This window comes from Enterococcus sp. AMC2644, from assembly GCF_058216475.1.
In genome coordinates this window covers 3,033,632-3,054,913 of record NZ_CM177095.1, presented here as the reverse complement: position 1 = coordinate 3,054,913, position 21,282 = coordinate 3,033,632, and the positions used below count along the sequence as shown (strand labels likewise).

General features: G+C 34.5%; 20 protein-coding genes and 1 other annotated feature. Of the genes, 16 read left to right on the top strand and 4 right to left on the bottom strand.

Annotated elements, in window-relative coordinates; all coding sequences use genetic code 11:
* Positions 1 to 171 precede the first annotated feature (171 nt).
* From AC4BC5_RS14795 to AC4BC5_RS14730, 14 genes are all read left to right on the top strand, one after another.
* On the top strand, positions 172 to 1,128 hold the full coding sequence (locus tag AC4BC5_RS14795) for a glutathione S-transferase family protein (RefSeq protein ID WP_490496125.1): 957 nt from the start codon (positions 172 to 174) through the stop codon (positions 1,126 to 1,128).
* Between the two features lie 67 nt (positions 1,129 to 1,195).
* The gene (locus AC4BC5_RS14790) at positions 1,196 to 2,536 is read left to right on the top strand and encodes a right-handed parallel beta-helix repeat-containing protein (protein WP_490496124.1); all 1,341 of its coding nucleotides are present in this window, start codon (positions 1,196 to 1,198) and stop codon (positions 2,534 to 2,536) included.
* 68 nt (positions 2,537 to 2,604) lie between these two features.
* On the top strand, positions 2,605 to 3,342 hold the full coding sequence (gene nfsA / locus AC4BC5_RS14785; RefSeq protein WP_490496122.1) for an oxygen-insensitive NADPH nitroreductase: 738 nt from the start codon (positions 2,605 to 2,607) through the stop codon (positions 3,340 to 3,342).
* 157 nt (positions 3,343 to 3,499) lie between these two features.
* Positions 3,500 to 4,855: a DHA2 family efflux MFS transporter permease subunit gene (locus AC4BC5_RS14780; RefSeq protein WP_490496121.1), complete on the top strand. Its 1,356-nt coding sequence runs from the start codon at positions 3,500 to 3,502 to the stop codon at positions 4,853 to 4,855.
* A gap of 312 nt (positions 4,856 to 5,167) precedes the next feature.
* Positions 5,168 to 5,452, top strand: coding sequence for a cupin domain-containing protein (locus AC4BC5_RS14775; RefSeq protein WP_490496120.1), 285 nt, complete (start codon positions 5,168 to 5,170; stop codon positions 5,450 to 5,452).
* Between the two features lie 148 nt (positions 5,453 to 5,600).
* Entirely contained in the window at positions 5,601 to 6,032 is a 432-nt protein-coding gene (locus AC4BC5_RS14770; RefSeq protein ID WP_490496119.1) for a GNAT family N-acetyltransferase, read from the top strand.
* A 241-nt stretch (positions 6,033 to 6,273) separates the two neighbouring features.
* Positions 6,274 to 6,516, top strand: a binding site (T-box leader).
* Positions 6,517 to 6,563: 47 nt separating this feature from the next.
* Positions 6,564 to 7,871, top strand: a complete 1,308-nt coding sequence (locus tag AC4BC5_RS14765; RefSeq protein WP_490496118.1) for an MmgE/PrpD family protein — start codon at positions 6,564 to 6,566, stop codon at positions 7,869 to 7,871.
* A 15-nt stretch (positions 7,872 to 7,886) separates the two neighbouring features.
* The gene (gene purB / locus AC4BC5_RS14760; RefSeq protein WP_490496117.1) at positions 7,887 to 9,251 is read left to right on the top strand and encodes an adenylosuccinate lyase; all 1,365 of its coding nucleotides are present in this window, start codon (positions 7,887 to 7,889) and stop codon (positions 9,249 to 9,251) included.
* A gap of 3 nt (positions 9,252 to 9,254) precedes the next feature.
* A complete protein-coding gene (locus tag AC4BC5_RS14755) occupies positions 9,255 to 9,734 on the top strand; it encodes a GNAT family N-acetyltransferase (protein ID WP_490496116.1) in 480 nt (159 codons plus the stop codon).
* 14 nt (positions 9,735 to 9,748) lie between these two features.
* Positions 9,749 to 10,558 carry an amino acid ABC transporter substrate-binding protein gene (locus tag AC4BC5_RS14750; protein WP_490496115.1) on the top strand — a complete coding sequence of 270 codons (810 nt, stop codon included), beginning with the start codon at positions 9,749 to 9,751 and terminating at the stop codon, positions 10,556 to 10,558.
* A gap of 11 nt (positions 10,559 to 10,569) precedes the next feature.
* On the top strand, positions 10,570 to 11,241 hold the full coding sequence (locus AC4BC5_RS14745) for an amino acid ABC transporter permease (RefSeq protein WP_490496114.1): 672 nt from the start codon (positions 10,570 to 10,572) through the stop codon (positions 11,239 to 11,241).
* A 5-nt stretch (positions 11,242 to 11,246) separates the two neighbouring features.
* Positions 11,247 to 11,978, top strand: a complete 732-nt coding sequence (locus AC4BC5_RS14740; RefSeq protein ID WP_490496113.1) for an amino acid ABC transporter ATP-binding protein — start codon at positions 11,247 to 11,249, stop codon at positions 11,976 to 11,978.
* A 15-nt stretch (positions 11,979 to 11,993) separates the two neighbouring features.
* Entirely contained in the window at positions 11,994 to 13,127 is a 1,134-nt protein-coding gene (locus AC4BC5_RS14735; protein ID WP_490496112.1) for an amidohydrolase, read from the top strand.
* Between the two features lie 152 nt (positions 13,128 to 13,279).
* The gene (locus AC4BC5_RS14730; protein ID WP_490496111.1) at positions 13,280 to 14,401 is read left to right on the top strand and encodes an aspartate-alanine antiporter-like transporter; all 1,122 of its coding nucleotides are present in this window, start codon (positions 13,280 to 13,282) and stop codon (positions 14,399 to 14,401) included.
* Positions 14,402 to 14,505: 104 nt separating this feature from the next.
* Here AC4BC5_RS14730 and AC4BC5_RS14725 read toward each other — a convergent pair whose 3' ends face one another.
* The 3 genes from AC4BC5_RS14725 to AC4BC5_RS14715 all read right to left on the bottom strand — a co-directional run bounded on the left by AC4BC5_RS14725 (position 14,506) and on the right by AC4BC5_RS14715 (position 16,634).
* Positions 14,506 to 15,138, bottom strand: a complete 633-nt coding sequence (locus tag AC4BC5_RS14725; RefSeq protein ID WP_490496110.1) for a L,D-transpeptidase — start codon at positions 15,136 to 15,138, stop codon at positions 14,506 to 14,508.
* A gap of 180 nt (positions 15,139 to 15,318) precedes the next feature.
* Positions 15,319 to 16,125 carry a sulfite exporter TauE/SafE family protein gene (locus AC4BC5_RS14720; RefSeq protein ID WP_490496109.1) on the bottom strand — a complete coding sequence of 269 codons (807 nt, stop codon included), beginning with the start codon at positions 16,123 to 16,125 and terminating at the stop codon, positions 15,319 to 15,321.
* A gap of 104 nt (positions 16,126 to 16,229) precedes the next feature.
* Complete coding sequence (locus AC4BC5_RS14715) at positions 16,230 to 16,634, bottom strand: RrF2 family transcriptional regulator (protein WP_490496108.1); 405 nt, start codon at positions 16,632 to 16,634, stop codon at positions 16,230 to 16,232.
* A gap of 244 nt (positions 16,635 to 16,878) precedes the next feature.
* On the opposite strand from AC4BC5_RS14715, the gene AC4BC5_RS14710 reads away from it, so the two are divergent.
* Together AC4BC5_RS14710 and AC4BC5_RS14705 are read left to right on the top strand one after the other, a co-directional pair.
* Positions 16,879 to 18,615, top strand: coding sequence for an ABC transporter ATP-binding protein (locus AC4BC5_RS14710; protein WP_490496107.1), 1,737 nt, complete (start codon positions 16,879 to 16,881; stop codon positions 18,613 to 18,615).
* On the top strand, positions 18,609 to 20,336 hold the full coding sequence (locus AC4BC5_RS14705; protein WP_490496106.1) for an ABC transporter ATP-binding protein: 1,728 nt from the start codon (positions 18,609 to 18,611) through the stop codon (positions 20,334 to 20,336). Before AC4BC5_RS14710 ends, AC4BC5_RS14705 begins: the two co-directional genes overlap by 7 nt.
* 50 nt (positions 20,337 to 20,386) lie before the next feature.
* On the opposite strand, the gene AC4BC5_RS14700 is transcribed toward AC4BC5_RS14705, so the two are convergent.
* The gene (locus tag AC4BC5_RS14700) at positions 20,387 to 21,169 is read right to left on the bottom strand and encodes an L-threonylcarbamoyladenylate synthase (protein ID WP_490497567.1); all 783 of its coding nucleotides are present in this window, start codon (positions 21,167 to 21,169) and stop codon (positions 20,387 to 20,389) included.
* Positions 21,170 to 21,282: the final 113 nt, after the last annotated feature.

Genomic DNA, 21,282 nt, shown 5'->3' with positions numbered 1-21,282 from the left:
GTATAGAAATAATAAGTATGATAATCTAAATTAAAAGCAAGGGATAATCATAAGAAATTAGTATTTTGTGAAAAGAAATTAAGCTAGTTACCATTTAAAATGACATGACGTTTTTAACTTTTTAACTTCCAATAAAAAATTCTTACAATAAATTACAAAGGACGTGGAATTATGGGAATGTTAGTTAATGGGAAATGGTCACAAGACAATCGCTATACGAATGAAAAAGGTGAGTTTATTCGCAAAGATTCACAATTTCGGAATTGGATTACGCCTGACGGTAGCCCTGGGATAACCGGGGAGGGTGGATTTAGAGCCGAGGCAAATCGTTACCATCTATATGTTTCTTATGCCTGTCCGTGGGCATCTCGGACATTAATATTTCGCTGTTTAAAAGGATTAGATGACCTGATTTCATTATCAGTTGTTAATCCACTCATGCTTAAAAATGGGTGGACATTTGAAGAGATGGCAGGTGTGATTCCTGATTCAGTTTTTCATGCAAAATTTCTTTATGAAATTTATGCGCAAGTGGATCCGGAATATAGTGGTCGTGTGACCGTTCCAGTCTTATATGACAAAAAACAAAATAAAATCGTTAGTAATGAATCTGCGGATATTATTCGTATGTTCAATAGTGCTTTTGATAATGTTGGTGCTCTGCAAGGAGATTATTTACCTGAAGAGAAACGAGCGCAAATTGATGAGTGGAATGAAAAAATTTATCATGATATTAATAATGGTGTTTATAAAGCCGGTTTTGCTACCAAACAAGCAGTATACGAAAAAACGGTAGCTGATATCTTTAACCGTTTGGATGAAATTGAGGCTGTTTTAGAACATCAACGTTTTTTGATTGGCGATGAACCTACAGAAGCTGACTGGCGTTTATTTCCAACGTTAGTGCGTTTTGATGCAGTCTATGTAGGCCACTTTAAATGTAATTTAAAACAAATTAGGGAATACAAAAATTTATGGCGCTATACAAGAGAATTATACAATTGGCCCCAAATTGCTCAAACTGTTAATTTATCACATATTAAACAGCATTATTATATTAGTCATGATTTTATTAATCCAACTCAAATTGTACCTAAAGGCCCAGAAATAGATTTTCGACTAGACTAATTGATAGGCACGCATAGCATTTTATCGGGTGTGTTTTTAGTTAATTTAAAACAGAGGAGTCATTCTTATGAAAATGATTTTGAGTTGCTTGTTCTTTATTGTATTAGTTGGATGTGCCAGTTCGTTTAGTCATTCTGAAAAGCAAAAAATTTATGTTGCTTCTAATAGTCATCAGGGAAATGGTTCTTTTGAACAACCCTATCGCACCATTCAAGAAGCAGTTGATGGCGCTAAAGCTGGCGATACGATTTATATTCGCGGTGGAGTATATCATGAAAAAATTGTTGTCAAAAACTCTGGTAAAAGGAATCATCCCATTACATTACAAAATTATCAGCAAGAATCTGTAGTCATTGATGGTAGTCAACAAGAAACTACCAATCCACTAGATGGGCTATTAGTTATTAAAAATCAACACGATATAATGATTAATGGTTTAACCTTTGAAAATTTTTCTTCGGATAATGAAAATGTTCCGAGTGGAATTCTTATCACGGGTAGTAGCCATGATATAGTGATTAATCAATGTCAAATTTCTAAAATTACTACTAGAAATTCTGATCCCCAAAAAGCGAATGCCCATGCTTTGGCAGTTTATGGAACGGATAGTAAGCAAGCAATTTACAATTTAGCAATTACAAATTGTGAAATTTCCCAAAATATTTTAGGTTTAAGTGAAACGGTTGTATTGAACGGAAATGTAAAAGACTTTAAAATCTCTCGCAATAAAATTCATGATAATGACAATATTGGAATCGATATGATTGGCTTTGAAGGAATTGCAAGTAAAAATGATTTTGCTAGAGAGGGCATCTGCGAACAGAATGAACTTTGGAATAATTCAACGAGCAGTAACCCTTCTTATCGTGAAGCCTCAGCTGCTAGTATTTATATTGATGGTGGACGTGATATTGTAGTTCAGCAAAATATGATTTGGAAATCAGATATTGGTATTGAGGCTGCTAGTGAACATCAAGATAAAGCCACTAAGCGAATTGTCATTCGAAATAATGTCATTTATGATTGTTTAGAAATAGCAGGAATCGCATTTGGTGGTTATGATGTGCAAAAAGGAAAGGCTACTGAGATAAAAATTTATAATAATACTTTAGTGAATAATCTTGTTCATATTTTAGTTCAAAAGCATGCACAAGTTACTTCTAATGAAATTATCAACAATATCTTCTATTTGGGTAAAGCTTATGAAGGGGAGTTAACGCATATTCAACATACTCCTAATTTTCATCAGGAACCTGCTTTTGTTGATGAAGAAAACCATGATTTTCATTTGAATAACCATTCCGCAGCGCGTGGTTCAGGAATTATTAGTCAATGGGTGGGCGACTATGATTTAGATGGAAAGGTACGTATACAGGATAAAAAAATAAATTTTGGTGCGTATCAGTAATACTTGTTGTTTGAAAAAGGCGACGATTGACGATAAAATAGCTCCTAACATTTATAAGGAGGAGAAGAATGGATATTTTAGAACGATTAACTAGTCATGCCTCGGTACGTTCATTTCAAGAAAAACAACTATCTGAACCAATAAAAAAACAGTTAATACAAGCAGCTCAAAGTGGTTCATCTTCCAACTTTGTACAAGCCTATTCAATTATCGAAGTTAGAAACAAAGAGAAGTTAACGGAAGTAGAAGCCATTGCTAATTTTAAAGGTTATGGTGCAGAATATGGTGTCTTTTACTTGTTTGTTGCTGATTTAAATCGTAATTATCAAATTTCGAAACAAATAAATAGCGATTTAGAATCTTTTTCATCGATGGAATCGTTACTAGTTTCAGTTGTTGATACGACCATTGCTGCGCAGAATATGGTCGTTTTTGCAGAATCACAAGATTTAGGTGTCTGCTATATCGGAGGGATTCGTAATGATATTTTTAGAATTGCTGAGTTATTTGCATTACCCAAATTTACGATTCCGTTATTTGGCTTAATCATTGGCTATCCTAAAGAAAAAAATGAGGTGAAACCTCGTCTTTTTCAAGAAGCAGTTGTTACCATTGACAGTTATCAAGAAATGGCCCAAGCAACATTGCAAAAATATGATGATGTCATGCAGGATTATTATCAAAAACGTATTAATAATGCTCAACAAGCAAGTTGGAGTCGAAAAATTCAAGAACATTTTAAAGATACCCGTCGTCCAGAAGTTGCAGATTTCTTACAAAAACAAGGATTTCATTTGAAAAAATAAAGAGAGACTTGACGAAAGAACCATTCTATTTTATGATTAAATTCAATAAATCGTACAGATAACACACTTAGTACAATAGGTGTGTCGAAAGAGAGGCGGTTTCTATTAATTTAGAAACTGACTCTCTTTTTTTTGATGAAATTGGAGGAGAGTGTACATGCAAGAAAAAAATATCAAACTACTACCAGCTATTATTGCGACTGGGATGATGTCATTTGCAGGTGTTTTAATTGAAACTGCGATGAACGTAACATTTCCGACCTTAATTAATGAATTTGGAATAACGACTGGACAAGTCCAGTGGGTAACAACCATTTATTTATTAGTCATTTCTATATTTGTTCCTTTTTCTAATTATTTGTTAAAAAATATCTCCACTCGTACATTATTTGCAATAGCCAATCTATTTTTTATTACTGGTCTTTTAATTGACTTTTTCGCAATCAATTTCCCGATATTATTAGTTGGTCGTTTTTTACAGGGGGTAAGTACTGGGATTGCTTTGCCGTTGATGTTTCATCTTATTTTAACTTTTAGTTCACCTGAAAAGAGAGGGACAATGATGGGCATTGGGACTATGACAACTTCTATCGCTCCAGCTTTAGGCCCGACTTATGGAGGGATTTTAACAGCTCATCTGTCTTGGCATTATATCTTTTTATTATTAATTCCTATCTTAGCTGTTTCATTTGTCATGGGAATAGTTGCTATTCCTGATTCTAAACCAGAAGGAAATAGTCGCTTGGATGCCTTAGGGCTGTTGGGAGTAATTTTGTTATTTACTGGATTTTTAATGTTTCTTAATCAAATTCATCAATGGCAATCCTTGCTTTGGTTATTTGTTGGCTTAGTTGGTTTTATGCTGTTTTATTATCAATCGAAAAATGCTAAAGAACCACTTGTTCATTTAGCTATTTTAAAACAACAGCAATTTCGAGTATTTTTAGTTGGCTTTTTAATTTGTCAGGCATTGTTACTAGGCGTTTCTTTTGTTTTACCCAATTTCGTACAGATTGTCTTGGAGAAGGATGCTTTTATCGCTGGTTTATTAATGTTACCAGGTGCATCAGTAGGAGCAATTTTAGCGCCAATTTCTGGAAATTTATTAGATCGTTTTGGCAGTAAGAAACCGATTTTAATCGGCTTGTTTTTGGCAACTATTGGTTGGGCTGCTTTAACTATATTACTGAAACAACCCCTATTGATGGCGCTTGTCTTAGGTCATGTTGTGTATATGATTGGAATTGGTTTGTGTTACAGTAATATAATGACAACAGGAATGAATCAATTGCAACGTAACCAATATGGGGATGGGAATACTATTTTTAATACTTTGCAACAATTTTCTGGTGCGGTTTCGACTGCAGTTGTTGCAACGATTATTGGTATTTTTCAACAAAGGGGTACGAATACAGTGGAAGCAACAATCAACGGTTCACAAATAGCAATGTTAGTCTTATTCGTGTTGCTAGTTGGGGTATTTGTCCGTTGTATCGCTTATTTCAGAAAATAAATTAATTAATTAGACAGTATTTCTTAAAAAGGAATATTGTCTTTTTTATTTAACAACTTGACATTGTGCATCTATGAGCGTATTTTTATAAATGAGAATCGTTCTCACTTTCTTTTTTGTTCATCAGATCTGAAGAAAAAAGAGGCAGGACACAATTTTTTCGCTCATTTAGGAAAAATTAAATTAGGTCTGGTATGGTGAGAGACGAAGGATTTTCTGGAAGTTTTAAAATTTTAAGAAATGGCTTTAGAAAAAGTAGTAAAAAATTGGTTATATTGCGACAGCTAGTCAAAAGAAAAGAGAGGTGTAACTATGTTTAAATACGAAGGTGTTGGGAAAATTAGTCATATTTTTGAATCGGAAAATCAAGTGGTCACCAATTTAGTGTTAGAAAAAGGGAAAGAAATTCCAACCCATGATTCACCTTATACAGTGGTAGTAGTTCCGGTTAAAGGAAGAGTTGTTTTCTCAGGTAATGATTTTAAAGAAGAAATTTATCCTGGAACAATTGTACGAATGTTGCCAAAAGAACCACATTTTCTATATGCCTTAGAAGATAGTGAATTAATGGTAATTAAATCGCAGTTATCAGAATAAAAGCTAGCTAGCCTATCACTGCTGAGGGAGTTGATAGGTGTTTTTTTGAAATAAAACGAGTAACTATTATCGCAAAAGTAATATTTTATAAAAAAGCTTAGAAAAAAGAAAAGATACGTATGATACAATGGCGATGTGAGGTGAGAAAATGGTTGTCATTAAAGAAGCAGAATTAATCGATGTACCACAATTATTAACGTTATATCGAGAATTAATTCCTTTTAAATTATCACAAGGAGAGGCAGAGCAAACGACGTTAAAATTGATTAAGGATGAAAATTATTTTTTAGTAGTTGCTAAAGAAGAGGATGAACTATTGGGGACTGCATTAGGGATTTGTTGTCAGGCAGTAACTGTTCCTTTTTTAGTAATTGAAGATGTTATTGTCAAAGAAGAAACAAGAGGACAGGGAATCGGTCGTAAACTAATGGAAAAATTAGATGAATTTGCACAAATGAATAGTTGTGCGTATGCCATTTTAGTTTCTTCTGGTCATCGACAAGCAGCACATCAATTTTATGAAAATATAGGATTTACAGAAGATGTTAGAGGATTTCGAAAAGGATATATAGAAATGTAAAAGCTGGTGAGAAAATCATCAGCTTTTTCTAGTAATAAAACGGAATGAGTCAAATGATACTGACTAGGTGAATGTTTTTATCTATGAGTTTTGAATTAGAAAATCATGTGTTTTTATCGTGTTTATTTTAATTTTAACCAACTTATTTTTTGAAAGTAACCGCAAGTGATTAGAAATTTCTATCGCTTAGTTCGTTGACTTTACTAATAAGGAAAGCTATTCTTTTGCTAATTAAGAAATAGAAGTTGCGTAGATAAGATAAGTACATGTAAGCATCATTAGATAGAGAACTCTGGTTGGTGAAAAAGAGGAATGATAAATCATGGAAAATGGTCTTGGAGCTTTTGTTTGCGAGTCTAAAAGACAAGCATTCAACGGAAGATGTTCGTTATCACATCTATTCATGTTTTTATACATGTCTAAGTGATTCTTTGATTAAACAAAGAATAAATGAAGGTGGTACCGCGATTATTTCGTCCTTCCAGAAAGTGATTTCTGGAAGGACTTTTTCATTCGAATGGAGGGGAAACTTTGAATTCTCGAAAATTTGCGCATAATTTTTTAACAATAGAAACTTCTACAGAAGCGATTGAATTAGCAAAACAAGCTTTGTTTGATTATATTGCTTCTTCATTATGGGCAAAGAATTCGCCTGAGCTATTTCAGTTGAAAGAAGCGTACCATGAGCAATTGCAAGGAAATCATTTATTGATTGGTGATATGACTACTACAACGGCTTCTTTTTCAGCCTTATATAATGGGTTTCAAGCCCATTTGTTAGATATAGATGATACGCATGGGAACGTTAGAGGTCATCCTAGTGCTGTCATTTTCTCTACTCTATTAACGGAACTAGAGAACTATACAGGAAGAGAGTTATTGGAAGCTTACGTCATAGGACTTGAGATTATGGCTCGCTTAGGTTTGGCTGTCAATCCCCAGCACTACTTGCATGGCTGGCATAATACAGGAACTTTAGGTGGTCTGGCAGCAACCGGTGCGTTAGCTCGTTTAAAAAAACTATCAGTAGAACAGACCTTAACTGCCATGAGTATTGCCAGTAGTCAAGCTGCTGGTCTACAAATGCAATTTGGTACGCCCATCAAACCTTTACATGCCGGTTTTGCAGCAAAGCAAGCAGTAGAATCAATACATTTAGCAAACGTCGGTATAGTAGCTAAAAAAGATTTTTTGTTTGCCGAAAGAGGTTTTTTCTCTGTATATGCGGGAGAAATAAAAACAGACGTTTTATTTGAAAATTGGGGGAAGATTTGGCAAATTGTATCACCAGGTTTGTGGTTTAAGCAGTATCCTTTTTGTTCGGCAGCCATGGCGGGGGCCGAAGCAGCACAAATTTTATGTCAAGAGTACCAATTAACTGCCGAACAACTTAAAAATGTTGAAGTTGTTTTCTTTCAAGGAAAGGATCAAGCATTAATCAATCACCGGCCTTTGACGGGAGAAGAAGGACGTTTTTCAATTGAATATATTGTTTGGTTAGGACTAACTGGCCAAGATTATTCATTAGCACAATTTTCTGTAAAAAAATTGCCAGAAACAGTACAACAGGAGTTGCTTAAAGTTAAACGAAGGTATATTGATGAACCGACTGTTCCATATACGAAAGTCATTGTTGTTTTAAAAGATGGTCGACAACTTTCGAAAAAAATCATAACACCTAAAGGTTCACCTGATAACCCACTAACGTTAGCTGAACAGCGACAGAAGCTTCATCAAAAAATAACTGGAGTAGATGCAAGTTTAATTGAAAAAACGATTATGAATTTTGAAACGAAGCAAGGTAACGAATTAATGGCTCTTTTACAAGAGATAGATTAGATGGAGGCGAAATACATGGGATCACATGTTATTGATTTAGTCATGTTGCGAAATAACTTTGGAACAGAAGAGATGCGTAAGGTATGGGATGATAAAAATCGTTTACAACAACATTTAAAAATCGAAGCAGCTTTAGCACAAGCTGAAGGGGAACTAGAAATTATTCCTATGGAGGCTGCTAAAAAAATAGGTGCAGTTACGTCTGTAGAAAAATATTCCGTTACGGAAATTGCTGCCGAAGCTGCTAAAATTAAACATTCATTTATGGCAACAATTAATGCAATCCAAAATCAAGCAGGACAAGCAGGGGAGTTTGTTCATTATGGGGCAACTACTCAAGATATCGTTGATACAGGTGCGATGTTGCAGCTGAAAGAATCCTATGAAATTATTTTACGGGAAACACGAGCGATTACAAAAAAACTAGCGGAATTAGCTAAAAAATACCAATATACAACAATGGTAGGGCGCACCCATGGTATGCAAGCATTACCCACCACATTTGGTTATAAATTGGCTGTTTGGTTGGATGAATTTGGACGACATCAAGAGCGATTAAAAGAAATTGAAACACGCGTTTTTGTTGGGAATATCAATGGAGCGATAGGTTCTTATGCTTCTTTTGGACCCAAAGGAACTGAAATTGAGCAGCGTACTTTAGAAATTTTAGGTTTAGGTGCTCCAGTAATTAGTTGGCAATCAGCTCGAGACCGCTTCTCTGAGTATGCTTCAACCATTGCATTAATTAGTGGTACTTTAGGTAAAATTGGCAATGAGTTCTACAACTTAATGCGCACAGAAATTAATGAACTAGAGGAAGGGTTTTCTAAAGGTAAAATTGGCTCTTCTACGATGCCACATAAAAGAAATCCAGCTGCTTTTGAAGGTCTAGCTAGTTTAACACCAGCAGTGTTAAAAAGTGTTGCGCTCATTCATGAATCTATGCATGTGGAACATGAGAGAGATGCGATGAGTTGGCGTCTAGAGTGGATTGCGTTGCCGGAAATCAATATTTACATTGCTGCTCAATTAGCTAACTTTCAGGCCATCTTAAATGATCTTCACGTCAATGAACAAGGAATGCAAACCAACCTTGAACGGCAGAAAGGGTTACTTCTTTCTGAAAAAGTCATGTTTGAAGTAGGTAAAAAGCTTGGGAAACAAACGGCACATCATCTTGTTTACGAGTGCTCAATGCAAGCCTTTGAGGAACAAAGAAAATTTGTGGAGGTGTTGTTGGAACAACCAGAGATTATTGCTGCCTATAACAAAGAAGAAATTTCAGGATGGCTAGTCGCTGAAAATTATATTGGTTTAGCTGCAGAAAAGGTTGATGAAGTCATTAATTATTTAAAACAAAAAGGTTTATTGGAGAAATAAAAAATGGGATTGCGCTTATTAACGAAAGATGATTTAGATAGTTATTATTCTGTACTGCACAATGGATATCAGCAAATTAAAGAATTCCCAATTTCATTTGAAGCTGCCGATTATAGTAAAGAAGATTGCTTAAAATGGCTAGAAGCACATCCAACGTACGGGTGGATTGATGAGGAGCTGACGAGTGTTCTATCTTTGAGGATGCCTTGGGGAGAAACACCTGGTCCATACGGTGTGCCACATATTGGTCATTTTACAACTCATCCTAACTATGTGGGGAAAGGATATGGAAAACAGCTCTATCAACAAGTCGAACAAGAAATATTAAAAAAACAGTTACGTACACCATTTGTTACTTTAGGTACTGCTGCATCGCATCCTTGGTTAAATGGGATGTACCAACGTTTTGGCTTTAATGAAATTGATCGAAAACAATTATCAGGTAAACAACATGTCACAATCTATTATCGAAAAGATTTATAAAGGAGTGTTTCACAATGAAAAAATTAAAAATTACAGTAGTTGCATTAGTAGGGTTAGGAATTTTAAGTGCATGTGGGAATCAAAAAACAAATTCGTCTGCTTCAAGCGATTCAGCTACAGCAGAAAAAGTTCTCAAAGTTGGTTCAACGGGACAAAGTTTTCCAAATGGCTATAAAGAAGGCGACAAATTAGTTGGTTTTGATGTAGAATTAGCTGAAAAAATTGCAGCAAATTTAGGTTATAAAATTGAATGGGTTACAACTGATTTTAGTGGCTTAATGGCTCAATTAGAAGCTGGTCGTATTGACACAGTGGCCAATGCAGTAGCAATCACTGAAGAACGTTCAGAACAATACAATTTTGCAGTTCCGTATAGTTTTTATGGTGTACAATTAGTGACTAGTACTGAAAACACAGATATTAATACCCCTGAAGATTTAAAAGGTAAGACTGTGTCTGGTGTTTTAGGTTCAAATAATGTTAAAAATTTAGAAAAATTTGATACGAATAAAGAAATTAAAATTCGTACGTACGAAACACGTGATGGTGCCCAACAAGATGCTGTTAATAATCGTGTGGACGGCTATGTAAATTCACGTCCGATTTTAGCAGCAGAAATCAAAAAAAGTGATTTACCTCTAAAATTTGTAGGCGATCCAATTACTTACGAAGACATTAGTTTCCCATTCGCAAAAACTGAAGCAGGTGAAAAATTGGCTGATGAGTTTTCAAAAGAAATTGATGCGTTAACAGGGTTAGGTGAGTTGAAAAAATTATCAGAAAAATATTTCGATGAAGATATTACTGTAAAAACCAATAAATAAGGAGCTACTTTATGAATTTTGATATCGCGTATATGTTTGAGATAGTCCCATCTATCTTGAAATTTGTACCAATGACTCTTTTTCTATCGGTTGTCTCAATGTTTTTTGCGATTATCATTGGGTTAATCATTGCTTTAATTAAGCGTAGCCAATTACCAATATTACCCCAATTAGCCGCTTTGTATATTTCGTTGTTCCGTGGAATGCCTACATTGGTTCAGTTGTTTATCATTTATTATGGGTTACCTCAATTGTTTCCTTCAATGACTAATTTAGAAGCTAGTCAAGCGGCGATTATTGGCCTTAGCTTGAAAGAAAGCTCGTATTTAGCTGAAATTTTCCGAGCAGGTCTAGAATCAGTTGATAAAGGTCAATTAGAAGCCGGTTTATCAGTAGGGATGAAAAAAGTGGCCATTTATCGTCGCATTATTTTACCTCAAGCCACCATAAATGCTTTGCCAGCAACAGGAAATACCTTTATTTCTTTAATTAAAGAAAGTTCGTTAGCTTTTACATTAGGGATTACGGAATTATTTGCTGAAGGGAAAATGATTGCTGCTTCTACTTTACGTTTTTTTGAAACGTACCTAGTCGTCGGATTAGTTTATTGGCTATTAATCTTAATTTATGCTTATATCCAAAAATTAATTGAAGCAAAATTAAATGTGCCATACAGGAGGTAATACGAATGATTAAAGTAGAAACATTAGAAAAAAGCTTTGGTTCAAAAAAAGTTTTAAAAAATATCGCTCTTGATATTCAAAAAGGAGAAGTTGTTGCAATTATCGGTCCATCAGGGTCAGGTAAATCAACACTATTAAGGTGTTTGAATTTACTAGAAGAGCCGGATTTTGGTACTATTACAATTGGCGACGTAACTTTAGATACGAAGAAGTATACCAAAAAGGAAGCCTATCAACTACGTCAACAAACGGCGATGGTTTTTCAGAATTATAATTTATTTCGTAATAAAACAGCGTTAGAAAATGTTACAGAATCTTTAATCGCTAATAAAAAAATGTCTAAAAAAGAGGCAGAAACGTACGGATTAGCATTGTTAAATAGAGTTGGGCTATCCGCACAGGCCAAGCAATATCCTGTCACATTGTCAGGCGGACAACAGCAACGAGTGAGTATTGCTCGTGCGCTAGCTGTTGAACCACATGCATTATTATTTGATGAACCAACCTCCGCTTTAGATCCGGAATTAGTTGGAGAAGTGCTACAAGTGATTCGCGAACTGGCTAAACAAGAAACTACTATGGTAATTGTTACCCATGAAATGCAATTTGCAAAAGAAGTTGCTAATCGAGTAGTTTTTATGGAAGATGGTGAAATTTTGCATGAAGGAACAGCAGAAGAAGTACTTTCCTCAACTAATAACGTACGAATGAATCAGTTTTTAAATAGTATTAATTAAATAAGGAGCGATAACGTGGTAGATTTACAAGAACTAGAAACTTTTTTAATTGAATATCGACGCAATATGCATCGTTACCCTGAATTATCTCATCAAGAGTATCAAACAACAGAAAATATCCATCAATTATTGTTATCTCATGGCGTGTCAATTATTGATACATCTTTAGAAACAGGCGTGATTGCACAAATAACTGGAGCGGAAACTGGCCCAACGGTTGCTATAAGAGCAGACATTGACGCATTACCAATTGTTGAGCAATCAGATGTTACCTTTGTTTCTGAAAATAATGGGGTTATGCATGCGTGCGGGCATGATTTCCACACATCAGTTATTTTAGGAGCGACAATTTTGTTGAATCAGCAAAAAGAACAATTAAAAGGAACTATCAAAGTGATTTTTCAAGCGGCAGAAGAAGTCGCTCAAGGTGCTGCTAAAGTGTTAGAAACCGGAGTACTTGACGATGTGGAAGCCATTTTTGGTTTTCATAACGATCCTTCATTACCTGTAGGGACATTAGGAACTAAGGTTGGTGAATTGACAGCAGCCGTTGATCGCTTTGAAATTCTAGTGAAAGCAGAAGGTGCACACGGAGCGAAACCACATGAAGGGGTAGATCCTTTAATTGTTTTATCACAGATTATTCAAGCGTTTCAACCAATTATCAGTCGTAATCTAGCACCAGACTCACATGCTGTTTTAAGTATTACACAGGTGCACAGTGGTGAAACTTGGAATGTAATTCCTGATAGTGCGTACTTAGAAGGAACTGTTCGTAATTTTAGCGCAGAAAACCGAAAAAAAATTGAACAACGTATTCGTAAAATTTTAGAAGGAATTGCTTTAGCTAATGAAATTGAGATTGAATTGATTTGGCATGCAGGTTGTTCTTCTGTAGTCAACGATGAAAACTGGACAAATGTTTCTTTAGAAGTTGCTCAAGCCGTGGGATATAACACTCGCATCGTTAAAGAATCAGCAATTGGCGAAGATTTTGCATACTATCAAGAAAAAATTCCTGGATCTTTTGTTATGATTGGATCAGGGGGACCTTATGAATTGCATCATCCGAAATTTCAAGTGGACGATGCTGCGTTATTTCCAGCAGTAAAATATTTTGAAGCGCTTGTTTTAAAAGTTTTACAATAAATGATTGACTCATTTTTCATTTCGGTTAAACTAAATTATGGTAAATAAAAAATTGAATCTTCCTGTCTTTTGCTAGATGAGAAGGTTCTTGTTGTTTTAGTAGTTAATAATTGAGCCAGTTATAGGACTCAATTGGTAATGGGAGAGTGACAATGGAAGAGTTATTTACGATTTTCAGTATTTTAGTGTTAGGTTATGCATTTGGAAGTATTAGTTTTTGGGGAATTCGTTTAGGTAGTTCGGGTATTTTATTAATTGCTTTGATTTTCGGTCATTTTGGTCACGAGATTTCAGAAATTATTCGTAATATTGGTTTGATTTTTTTTGTAACGTCTGTGGGTTATACAGCAGGACCAGTATTTTTTAGAAACTTTAAGCAAAAAGCTTGGGTGTATATTTTATTAGGCTTATTGACTGTTTTTGCAGGAGTATTAAGTTGTTTATTATTTCTACAACTGTTTAATTTACCTACCGCATTGGCTTTAGGACTTTATACTGGAGCGATTACTAGTACACCCGGATTAGCGGCTGCCTTAGAAGCAACAGGGGATCATTTAGCATCGATTGGTTATGGTATTGCTTACCCATTTGCAGTCATTGGAAAAGTGATTGCGATTCAAATGATTCCTAAAATTTTAAAAACAGATATGCAGGTCGAACGAGAAAAATTGGCAAAAAATTTGAAAGCTCCTAAGGAAATAAAAAAGGAAAATCGAAAGTTTATTCAAATAGATCAAGTTGGCTTTTTTTCGTTTTCTTTAGCTATTTTGTTAGGTTTAGTAATTGGAGCGGTTTCTATCCCGTTACCTGGAGGAGCAACCTTTTCGCTAGGTATCTCGGGAGGTCCATTGTTAGCTGGTCTAATTTTAGGACACTTTCGTTTTGTAGGACGTGTATCGATTACTGTTCCTCAAAATACGTTGAATGTTATGCGTGAATTTGGTTTAATGCTCTTTTTAATGGGAGCAGGAACGAGCGCTGGTGTAGGTTTTGTAGAAACGATACAAAAATATGGGATTGTTTTATTCTTATTGGGCGCCATTATGACATTAGTGCCAATTATCGTGGGTTATATTATAGCACGAAAAGTCTTTAAACTAGATTTGCTGTTGGCGCTAGGAGCTGTTTGTGGTGGCTTAACAAGTACACCTGCTCTAGGCGTTTTAATCTCTTCTTCTGGGACAGACGAAGTAGCTGTACCCTATGCTTCAACGTATCCAATTGCCTTGATTACTATTGTTTTAGCAACACAAATGATTGGCGTTTTCTTATAACAGAGAGCGGTGATGATTTATAAGCAAAAAAATATCCTAGAGCTGCCGAGATTTCGATAGCTTTAGGATATTTTGCTGCCAAAAGAAACTTACGCAATAGCTATTTATAGGATGGTGACTTTCATTCCAACGATTGAATTTTCGTAGAACCATTGGGCATCAGGCACTGATAAACGTACACATCCATGTGAATTAGCTTTATGGCCTAACTCCTCAGCTTCTTTAGAAATATATTCTCCAGATTTATCAATGGGAACACTATGAAATAAATAAACACCATGATCTTTAAAAGAAACGAAATAATTTGCTCCTTCGCCAGAATCGGCATTAAAAAAAGTTTCCCCTTTTTCGGGTTCAATCACAAATTTTCCTCTAGGTGTGGGTGTTTCTTCAGCACCAGTTGAACAATACATCGTGTATATTGTTTGACCATCTCGCTGGATAAAGACCCGTTGTTTTTTAGTATCAACTAATAAAGTATCACTGCTTTTTAACGCAGGGTAGGGCTTATCTTCCGATGGCGCTCGCCAGTCGATTTTTTCTGCTTGTTTTTTAGTCACTGTTTCAAGCACTAGTTTCTCAGATGATTCTGTTGAAGCAATTGTTCTCGCAACTTTTTCTTGTTCTTTTGCATAGATAATTTGTTCAGGGATTGCTTTATTTTTATTAATTAATACATAAAAATTACAGGCAATTAATATGAGAAAAACAGAAAGGAAACCAATTATTTTTTTCATTAGTCACGCTCCTTCCATTATGAGATAAAAAAACATAGCTCTATTTTAATTGAAGGAGCCAAAATTCGCAAAGGCAATTTTGCTAACAATTTTAAAATTAAGGCAGTGTTTAAACCAGTAGGGCAACCACCAATAATAATCCAATCGTATCACATTAAAAAAATTCTTCATCTCTTAACTTTAATTAAATAGGGTAGTAAATAACATGTATGCACTTAAACTGATTAAAAAGATTGCAAAGAGCATTTTTACTTTACGATCAGGTAATTTAAGCATCAATTGAACACCAACTTTTGCCATAGGAATGGATAATACAGCTAAGATAAGAACTGTTGGCAAATGAATGTAGCCTAAAGAATAGGGAGGCAAATCTGTTTGAGAAAGTCCGCTAAAAATAAAACCTAATGAGGCAAATGTCGTTAGAAAGACCCCGCAAAAAGAAGCTGTGCCAATGGCTTTTTTTAAAGAAAGTCCAGTTTTATTTAAATATGTGATGATTAGACCAGATCCTGAGATACTCCCTAAAGTAGCGATTGTTCCAATGGAAAGAGCATAGAGAATATCTTTTAAATTATTAATTTGTTGTTTTTTAACAGTTTTTTTATCTACTTGCAAGAGCATTTTACCACCAAGATAGATTAAAAAAGTTGAAAAAGCTAACTTCAAGAAATTAGGATTAATTGATGTTACAAATTGACTAACTAGCAACGTAGTTACTAATAGAACCGGTAAGAATAAACGAACTCGTTTAAAATTGATATTCTGATTTTTATAATGTGTATACGCTGAAGCACTAGTACTGATAATCATTGTAGCAAAAGCAGTTCCCATTGCCATGAACATCACATGGGTTTGTGGGACTTGAATCATAGGAAGTAAAATTAATAAAGCGGGCACAATAATGCCACCGCCTCCTAAACCAAACATCCCAGCAACTAAACCTACGAAGAAACCTAAAAAAAGGATACCAATCAAATATAAGAACATCAGTCACACCTCGTTTCATTTTTTAAAAATATTCAAAAAGATATTAAAGATTGTTTATATCTTTAATTTTCAGATAAGGAAAAGGGAGACATTTTTAGTCTCTCTCATCCAAAAACGGTTTTCTTTTGTTGAACAGCTTGTTCTAAAGATTGATTCTTTAGATAATCTTCCATTAATTCTTCTGCGTGATACATAATATTTTTGACAACACATTTTGGATTATCGTGTACGTAGCATTCAAAAATAGATTGTTTGCCTTCAATTGCTTGAATAATGTCAAGAAAAGAAATCAATTCCCAATCATTTCTGATAGAATAACCGCCGTTTGCACCCGAAATTGCTTTAACTAAACCTTCTTTAGATAATTTAGTTAATATTTTTGAAAGATAAGTCGGTGAGATGTTTTGGTATTCGGCTAATTCTACGACGCTGATAGGTGGTTCTTGATATTTTTCGGCTAATAAAACCATTGTATGAAGTGCGTAGTCTGTTGCTTTTGAATATTTCATAAACATTCCCTCATTTTTATTAAAGACTTTATATATCTATAATAGCTTCCAAGTCAATGGGTTGTCAACTCTTATATTTTTTTCAGTAGACTAACTAAAAATGAGGTTGCATTTTTTTTCTTAAGTACATATAATTGGTAATGAGAATCATTCTCAATTATATTTCTAGCTAATAGCACATGTCTTTTGATGTTTTTTTTGAAGTGTTTTGTTACGTTTTTCACTATAGATAGGAGGAAGAAGAGTGGAATTAAAGAGGAAATCAAATATTGCGTTTATTTTGAAAGAGGCGGGATATCATAAGTATAAAATGTATTTATCTGTTTTTTTTAGTGTCGTTTCTGGTTTATGTAAGATTTTCCCTTATATTTTATTGCAAGTTATTATTGTTGAGTTATTGTCTGCCAATCCAAATAGAGAAAAAATTCAGGTGTATATTCTAATTTGTTTAGGTACAGTAGGGATTAATATTTTATTTTTAGCATTAGGATTAGCTTTTTCGCATATTGCTGCCTTTTCTATTTTATTTAAAATTCGAGAAAACGCTATTGAGCACATGGGGAAATTAGGCTTGGGATTTTTTCAAGAGCGTTCATCAGGTCAAATAAAAAAAGCATTGGATGAGGATATTGAAAAGCTAGAATTATTTATTGCTCATCAAATTCCCGATTTAGCAGAATCAATTATTACACCCTTAGTCGTTATTATTTATTTGATGCAAATTAACTTTTGGTTAGCTCTTATTTTAGTTATTCCTTTTATGGTGTCCTTGTTGTTACAAGCTTGGATTTTTAAAGGATACGAGGAAACAATGACGAATTACAATCAAGTGCTAAAGGTTATGCATGGAACGATTGTAGAATATATCCATGGAATGCGTGTCTTTAAAGCCTTTAATTTAAGTGCTACTAACTTTAAGAAATATACACAAACTGTGGATGAGTACTTAAAATATTGGACTAAAATTTGTGATGATACAATTAAAAGCTATACAATTGGATTAACAATTATTGATACATCTGGGCTATTGGTGACTATACCAATTGGAGGGTTGCTTTATTTATCAGGAAAGCTGGATTTTGCTGGTTTTGTAATGTTTTTATTGCTTTCTACCGTCTTTTTGACTGCTTTTTTGAAGATTTTGTCGATGGGTGGGAATTTAGCACGACTATTGACTGGGGCCGATAACATTAGAGAAATCATGGAAGTTCCTGTTTTAGTGAGTGGAACTGAACGTTTAGTAGATATTCAAGGAGAAGTTGCTTTCCAAAATGTAACTTTTGCATATGATGACAAAAATGTTTTAGAAAACCTCTCTTTTACATTAAAGCCCAATACGGTAACTGCTTTAGTTGGACCTTCTGGATCAGGAAAAACGACAGTAGGCATGTTAATTGGACGTTTTTGGGATATTTCGCAAGGGCATATTATGATTGATGGACAAGAAATAAATTCACTTTTATTAGACTCATTAATGGATCAGACTGCCTTTGTTTTTCAAGACGTTTTTATGTTAAATGATACCATTATAAATAATATTCGTTTAGGAATGGATAAAACAGAAGATGAAGTGTTTATTGCTTGTCAAAAAGCACAAATTCATGATTTTATTTTAACCTTACCAAATGGTTATGAGACAGTTATTGGAGAAAAGTCTGGTATTAAGTTATCTGGAGGGGAGAAACAACGAATTGCGATAGCAAGAGCGCTTCTAAAAGATGCTCAAATTGTGATATTAGATGAGGTTACAGCATATTCTGATATTGAAAACGAAAAAAATATACAATTAGCTTTGCGAAATCTCTTGTTGAATCGAACCGGGGTAATCATTGCTCATCGTCTGTATACAATCCAAAATGTAGATCAGATTTTAGTATTAGACGAAGGACAACTTGTGGAGCAAGGAACACATCTAGAGTTACTTGCTCAAGAAGGACTCTACCAACATTTGTGGCAAAAAGGAGGAAAAGGCGTATGTTAAAGGAAATCAAACAACTAGTAGGTCAGGAAGATTACCAATTATTTCTAAAAGCTGTAAAGTTGTTAGTAGCTGATGCTTTGTTTCATGCAGTTATTTATAGTATGCTTTTTCTAGTTTTGTTGGATTTGGTAAATGACTCGTTAACCACTATTAAGATTAGTATCTATACTATAGTTATTTTTGTTATGATGATTGTGCGTTTTTTCATTTTGAATAAAGGGTATTATGCAGCTCAAGCTGATGGTGCGCGAATTGTAGCACATTTAAGGATTAAAATGGGTGATTATATTCGTAAGTTGAACATGGGATTTTTCAATAAAAATAATATTGGTGAATTAACAAATACTGTTACCAATGACTTAAATGATTTTGAGGCATTGATTACACATATGGTTTCTGATTTTATTAAATATTTCATTTTAACGCTCTATCTAGCTATTTGTTTGATTTTTATTAATCCGGTAGTAGGCTGGATTCAATTAGTATCGGTTATGCTAACTTATTTTATTTTGAAATTAGGTCGAAAACAGCTGAAAAAGGTGACGATTAATTCTAAAAAAGTACGTTCTGGTATGCTGTCTAATATTATTGAATATGTCAATGGGATTAGTGTGTTTAAGTCTTATAATATGATGGGTAGCCAATTTAAACGTTTGAATCGCAGTCTATCAGAAGTAAAGAGAGAATCAATCAAAGTAGAATTATCAGCAATTCCATATATATTACCTGTTCAAGTTATTTTGATGCTCTCTTTCCCTTTAGCTGTATATTTAGCGACGCAACAGTTTTTTGATGACCAACTATCAATGAATGGGTTATTGATTTATTTAGTAGCTTCTATCTCATTTATGAACGTTGCCATTAGTTGGGCATTATTATCCTTAGAATCTGCTTATTATCAAACAGCTGTACAAAAGCTATTGAATATCCTTGATCTGCCAGAAATTTCCTATGAGACAACTATTTTTGAACCAATTGATTATACTATTCGCTTTCAAGATGTCGCTTTTGGTTATCTTTCGGATAAATCTGTGCTTGAAGATTTGAATTTTGAGGTGAAGCAAGGAGAGATGGTCGCTTTAATTGGCGCTTCTGGCTCAGGAAAATCAACTGTTTTGAATCTACTTGCTCGTTTTTGGGATCCAACGTATGGAGCTATTTTGATAGGTAATCAGAATATCAAGTCAATTTATCCCGATGCGTTATTAAGTAAAATTAGTATGGTATTTCAAGATGTTTATTTATTGCAAGATACTATTTTTGAAAACATTCGGATTGGTAATCCTAAGGCAACGAAAGATGAAGTTATCAAAGCAGCCCAAATGGCGAACTGTCATGAGTTTATTCTTGCAATGCCTGATGGCTATGAGACTGTTTTACATGAAGGTGGGGCGGGGCTTTCAGGTGGGGAAAAACAGCGGATATCGATAGCACGCGCTTTTTTAAAAGATGCTCCAATTATTTTATTAGATGAAGCGACTGCATCTTTAGATGTAGATAATGAAGCGATTATCCAGCAATCAATTCACCAATTAGTTGCGAAAAAAACGGTTATGGTTATTGCGCATCGTTTAAACACTATTCGTAATGCTTCAAAAATAATTTTATTAGAAGATGGTCACATTGTTGAATCTGGCTCACATGACGATTTGTTAAAACAACAAGGAAAGTATTACCGAATGTTTCAAACAATGCATTCTGCTTCTGAATGGAGCTTATAAATGGCAAAGAACTCAACTATTCGCGAATAGTTGAGTTCTTTAACGTTTTTTTAATAGTATTCTCCTTGACGATAGTCCCAAGAATTGAATTGGTCGGATAAATACATCATGATTTTATCAATATCAAGACCTTTACGAATAACAATAGGTGCAGGTGAGATTGAACGTTCTGTTCCTTGTTCGGGAACTAATTTACCTTCTTTATCTACAAATGAGACCATGACTCCTTGCTCATAACGTGTTTCGATTGTTTTATCTGGTTGGATTGAAGCGACATAATCATTTCCTTCGATGATTAAATCAGCTTCATTTTCGATTTGTTCACCAATGCCTTCGACAAGACCGCGATTTCCTTTTCCTGAAGGATTGGCAGAACTTGCAAATAATAATGTTTTATCTTTTGCCCAAAGCTCTTGTGCGATTTGTTCACCAGGGACTCCAAATTTCAATACGAAACAACTTGTTCCACGAGTATCTGTCATTAATTCGTCAGAACCATCATTTGGAATGTATTGTTTTCCAGATTCTTTCCAAGGGAGAATTGCGCCAAACAGGACATCTTCTTCCCAACATTTTTTATAAACAGCAGCCATTTCTTCGTTCATATCAGCTAGTTCAAAAAGTTGTTCAAGTGAGCCACATAATACGACCCCAGGTTTATTTCTTTTACGATTTTTTGCAGAGAATTTTCTTTCTAATCCAGCCTTATCCGCTACCGTAATAATGTAACCGACTTTTGTAGGACAAACAACGACTTTCCCTCCGCTTTGTAGTAAATTAATAGCCTCTTGAGTAGGGGCACCTGTCCATGAAATGTATTTATCTTGACTCATGTAATCCAATCCTTCCTTAACTAACATTTTCTTATGCTCTTAATGAATAATATTCAGAAAATTTTGATTTTTCTAAGTGTATCAAATGATAGTATATCTTACAAGGATAGTCA

Excerpts from the sequence above, each read along its gene's own strand:
- AC4BC5_RS14725 (WP_490496110.1), bottom strand. The coding sequence starts at position 15,138 with ATGAAAAAAATAATTGGTTTCCTTTCTGTTTTTCTCATATTAATTGCC.
- AC4BC5_RS14790 (WP_490496124.1), top strand. The coding sequence starts at position 1,196 with ATGAAAATGATTTTGAGTTGCTTGTTCTTTATTGTATTAGTTGGATGT.
- AC4BC5_RS14770 (WP_490496119.1), top strand. The coding sequence starts at position 5,601 with ATGGTTGTCATTAAAGAAGCAGAATTAATCGATGTACCACAATTATTA.
- AC4BC5_RS14700 (WP_490497567.1), bottom strand. The coding sequence starts at position 21,169 with ATGAGTCAAGATAAATACATTTCATGGACAGGTGCCCCTACTCAAGAG.
- AC4BC5_RS14745 (WP_490496114.1), top strand. The coding sequence starts at position 10,570 with ATGAATTTTGATATCGCGTATATGTTTGAGATAGTCCCATCTATCTTG.
- AC4BC5_RS14740 (WP_490496113.1), top strand. The coding sequence starts at position 11,247 with ATGATTAAAGTAGAAACATTAGAAAAAAGCTTTGGTTCAAAAAAAGTT.
- AC4BC5_RS14795 (WP_490496125.1), top strand. The coding sequence starts at position 172 with ATGGGAATGTTAGTTAATGGGAAATGGTCACAAGACAATCGCTATACG.
- AC4BC5_RS14720 (WP_490496109.1), bottom strand. The coding sequence starts at position 16,125 with ATGTTCTTATATTTGATTGGTATCCTTTTTTTAGGTTTCTTCGTAGGT.
- AC4BC5_RS14730 (WP_490496111.1), top strand. The coding sequence starts at position 13,280 with ATGGAAGAGTTATTTACGATTTTCAGTATTTTAGTGTTAGGTTATGCA.
- AC4BC5_RS14705 (WP_490496106.1), top strand. The coding sequence starts at position 18,609 with ATGTTAAAGGAAATCAAACAACTAGTAGGTCAGGAAGATTACCAATTA.
- AC4BC5_RS14750 (WP_490496115.1), top strand. The coding sequence starts at position 9,749 with ATGAAAAAATTAAAAATTACAGTAGTTGCATTAGTAGGGTTAGGAATT.
- AC4BC5_RS14755 (WP_490496116.1), top strand. The coding sequence starts at position 9,255 with ATGGGATTGCGCTTATTAACGAAAGATGATTTAGATAGTTATTATTCT.
- nfsA (WP_490496122.1), top strand. The coding sequence starts at position 2,605 with ATGGATATTTTAGAACGATTAACTAGTCATGCCTCGGTACGTTCATTT.
- AC4BC5_RS14780 (WP_490496121.1), top strand. The coding sequence starts at position 3,500 with ATGCAAGAAAAAAATATCAAACTACTACCAGCTATTATTGCGACTGGG.
- AC4BC5_RS14715 (WP_490496108.1), bottom strand. The coding sequence starts at position 16,634 with ATGAAATATTCAAAAGCAACAGACTACGCACTTCATACAATGGTTTTA.
- AC4BC5_RS14775 (WP_490496120.1), top strand. The coding sequence starts at position 5,168 with ATGTTTAAATACGAAGGTGTTGGGAAAATTAGTCATATTTTTGAATCG.
- purB (WP_490496117.1), top strand. The coding sequence starts at position 7,887 with ATGGGATCACATGTTATTGATTTAGTCATGTTGCGAAATAACTTTGGA.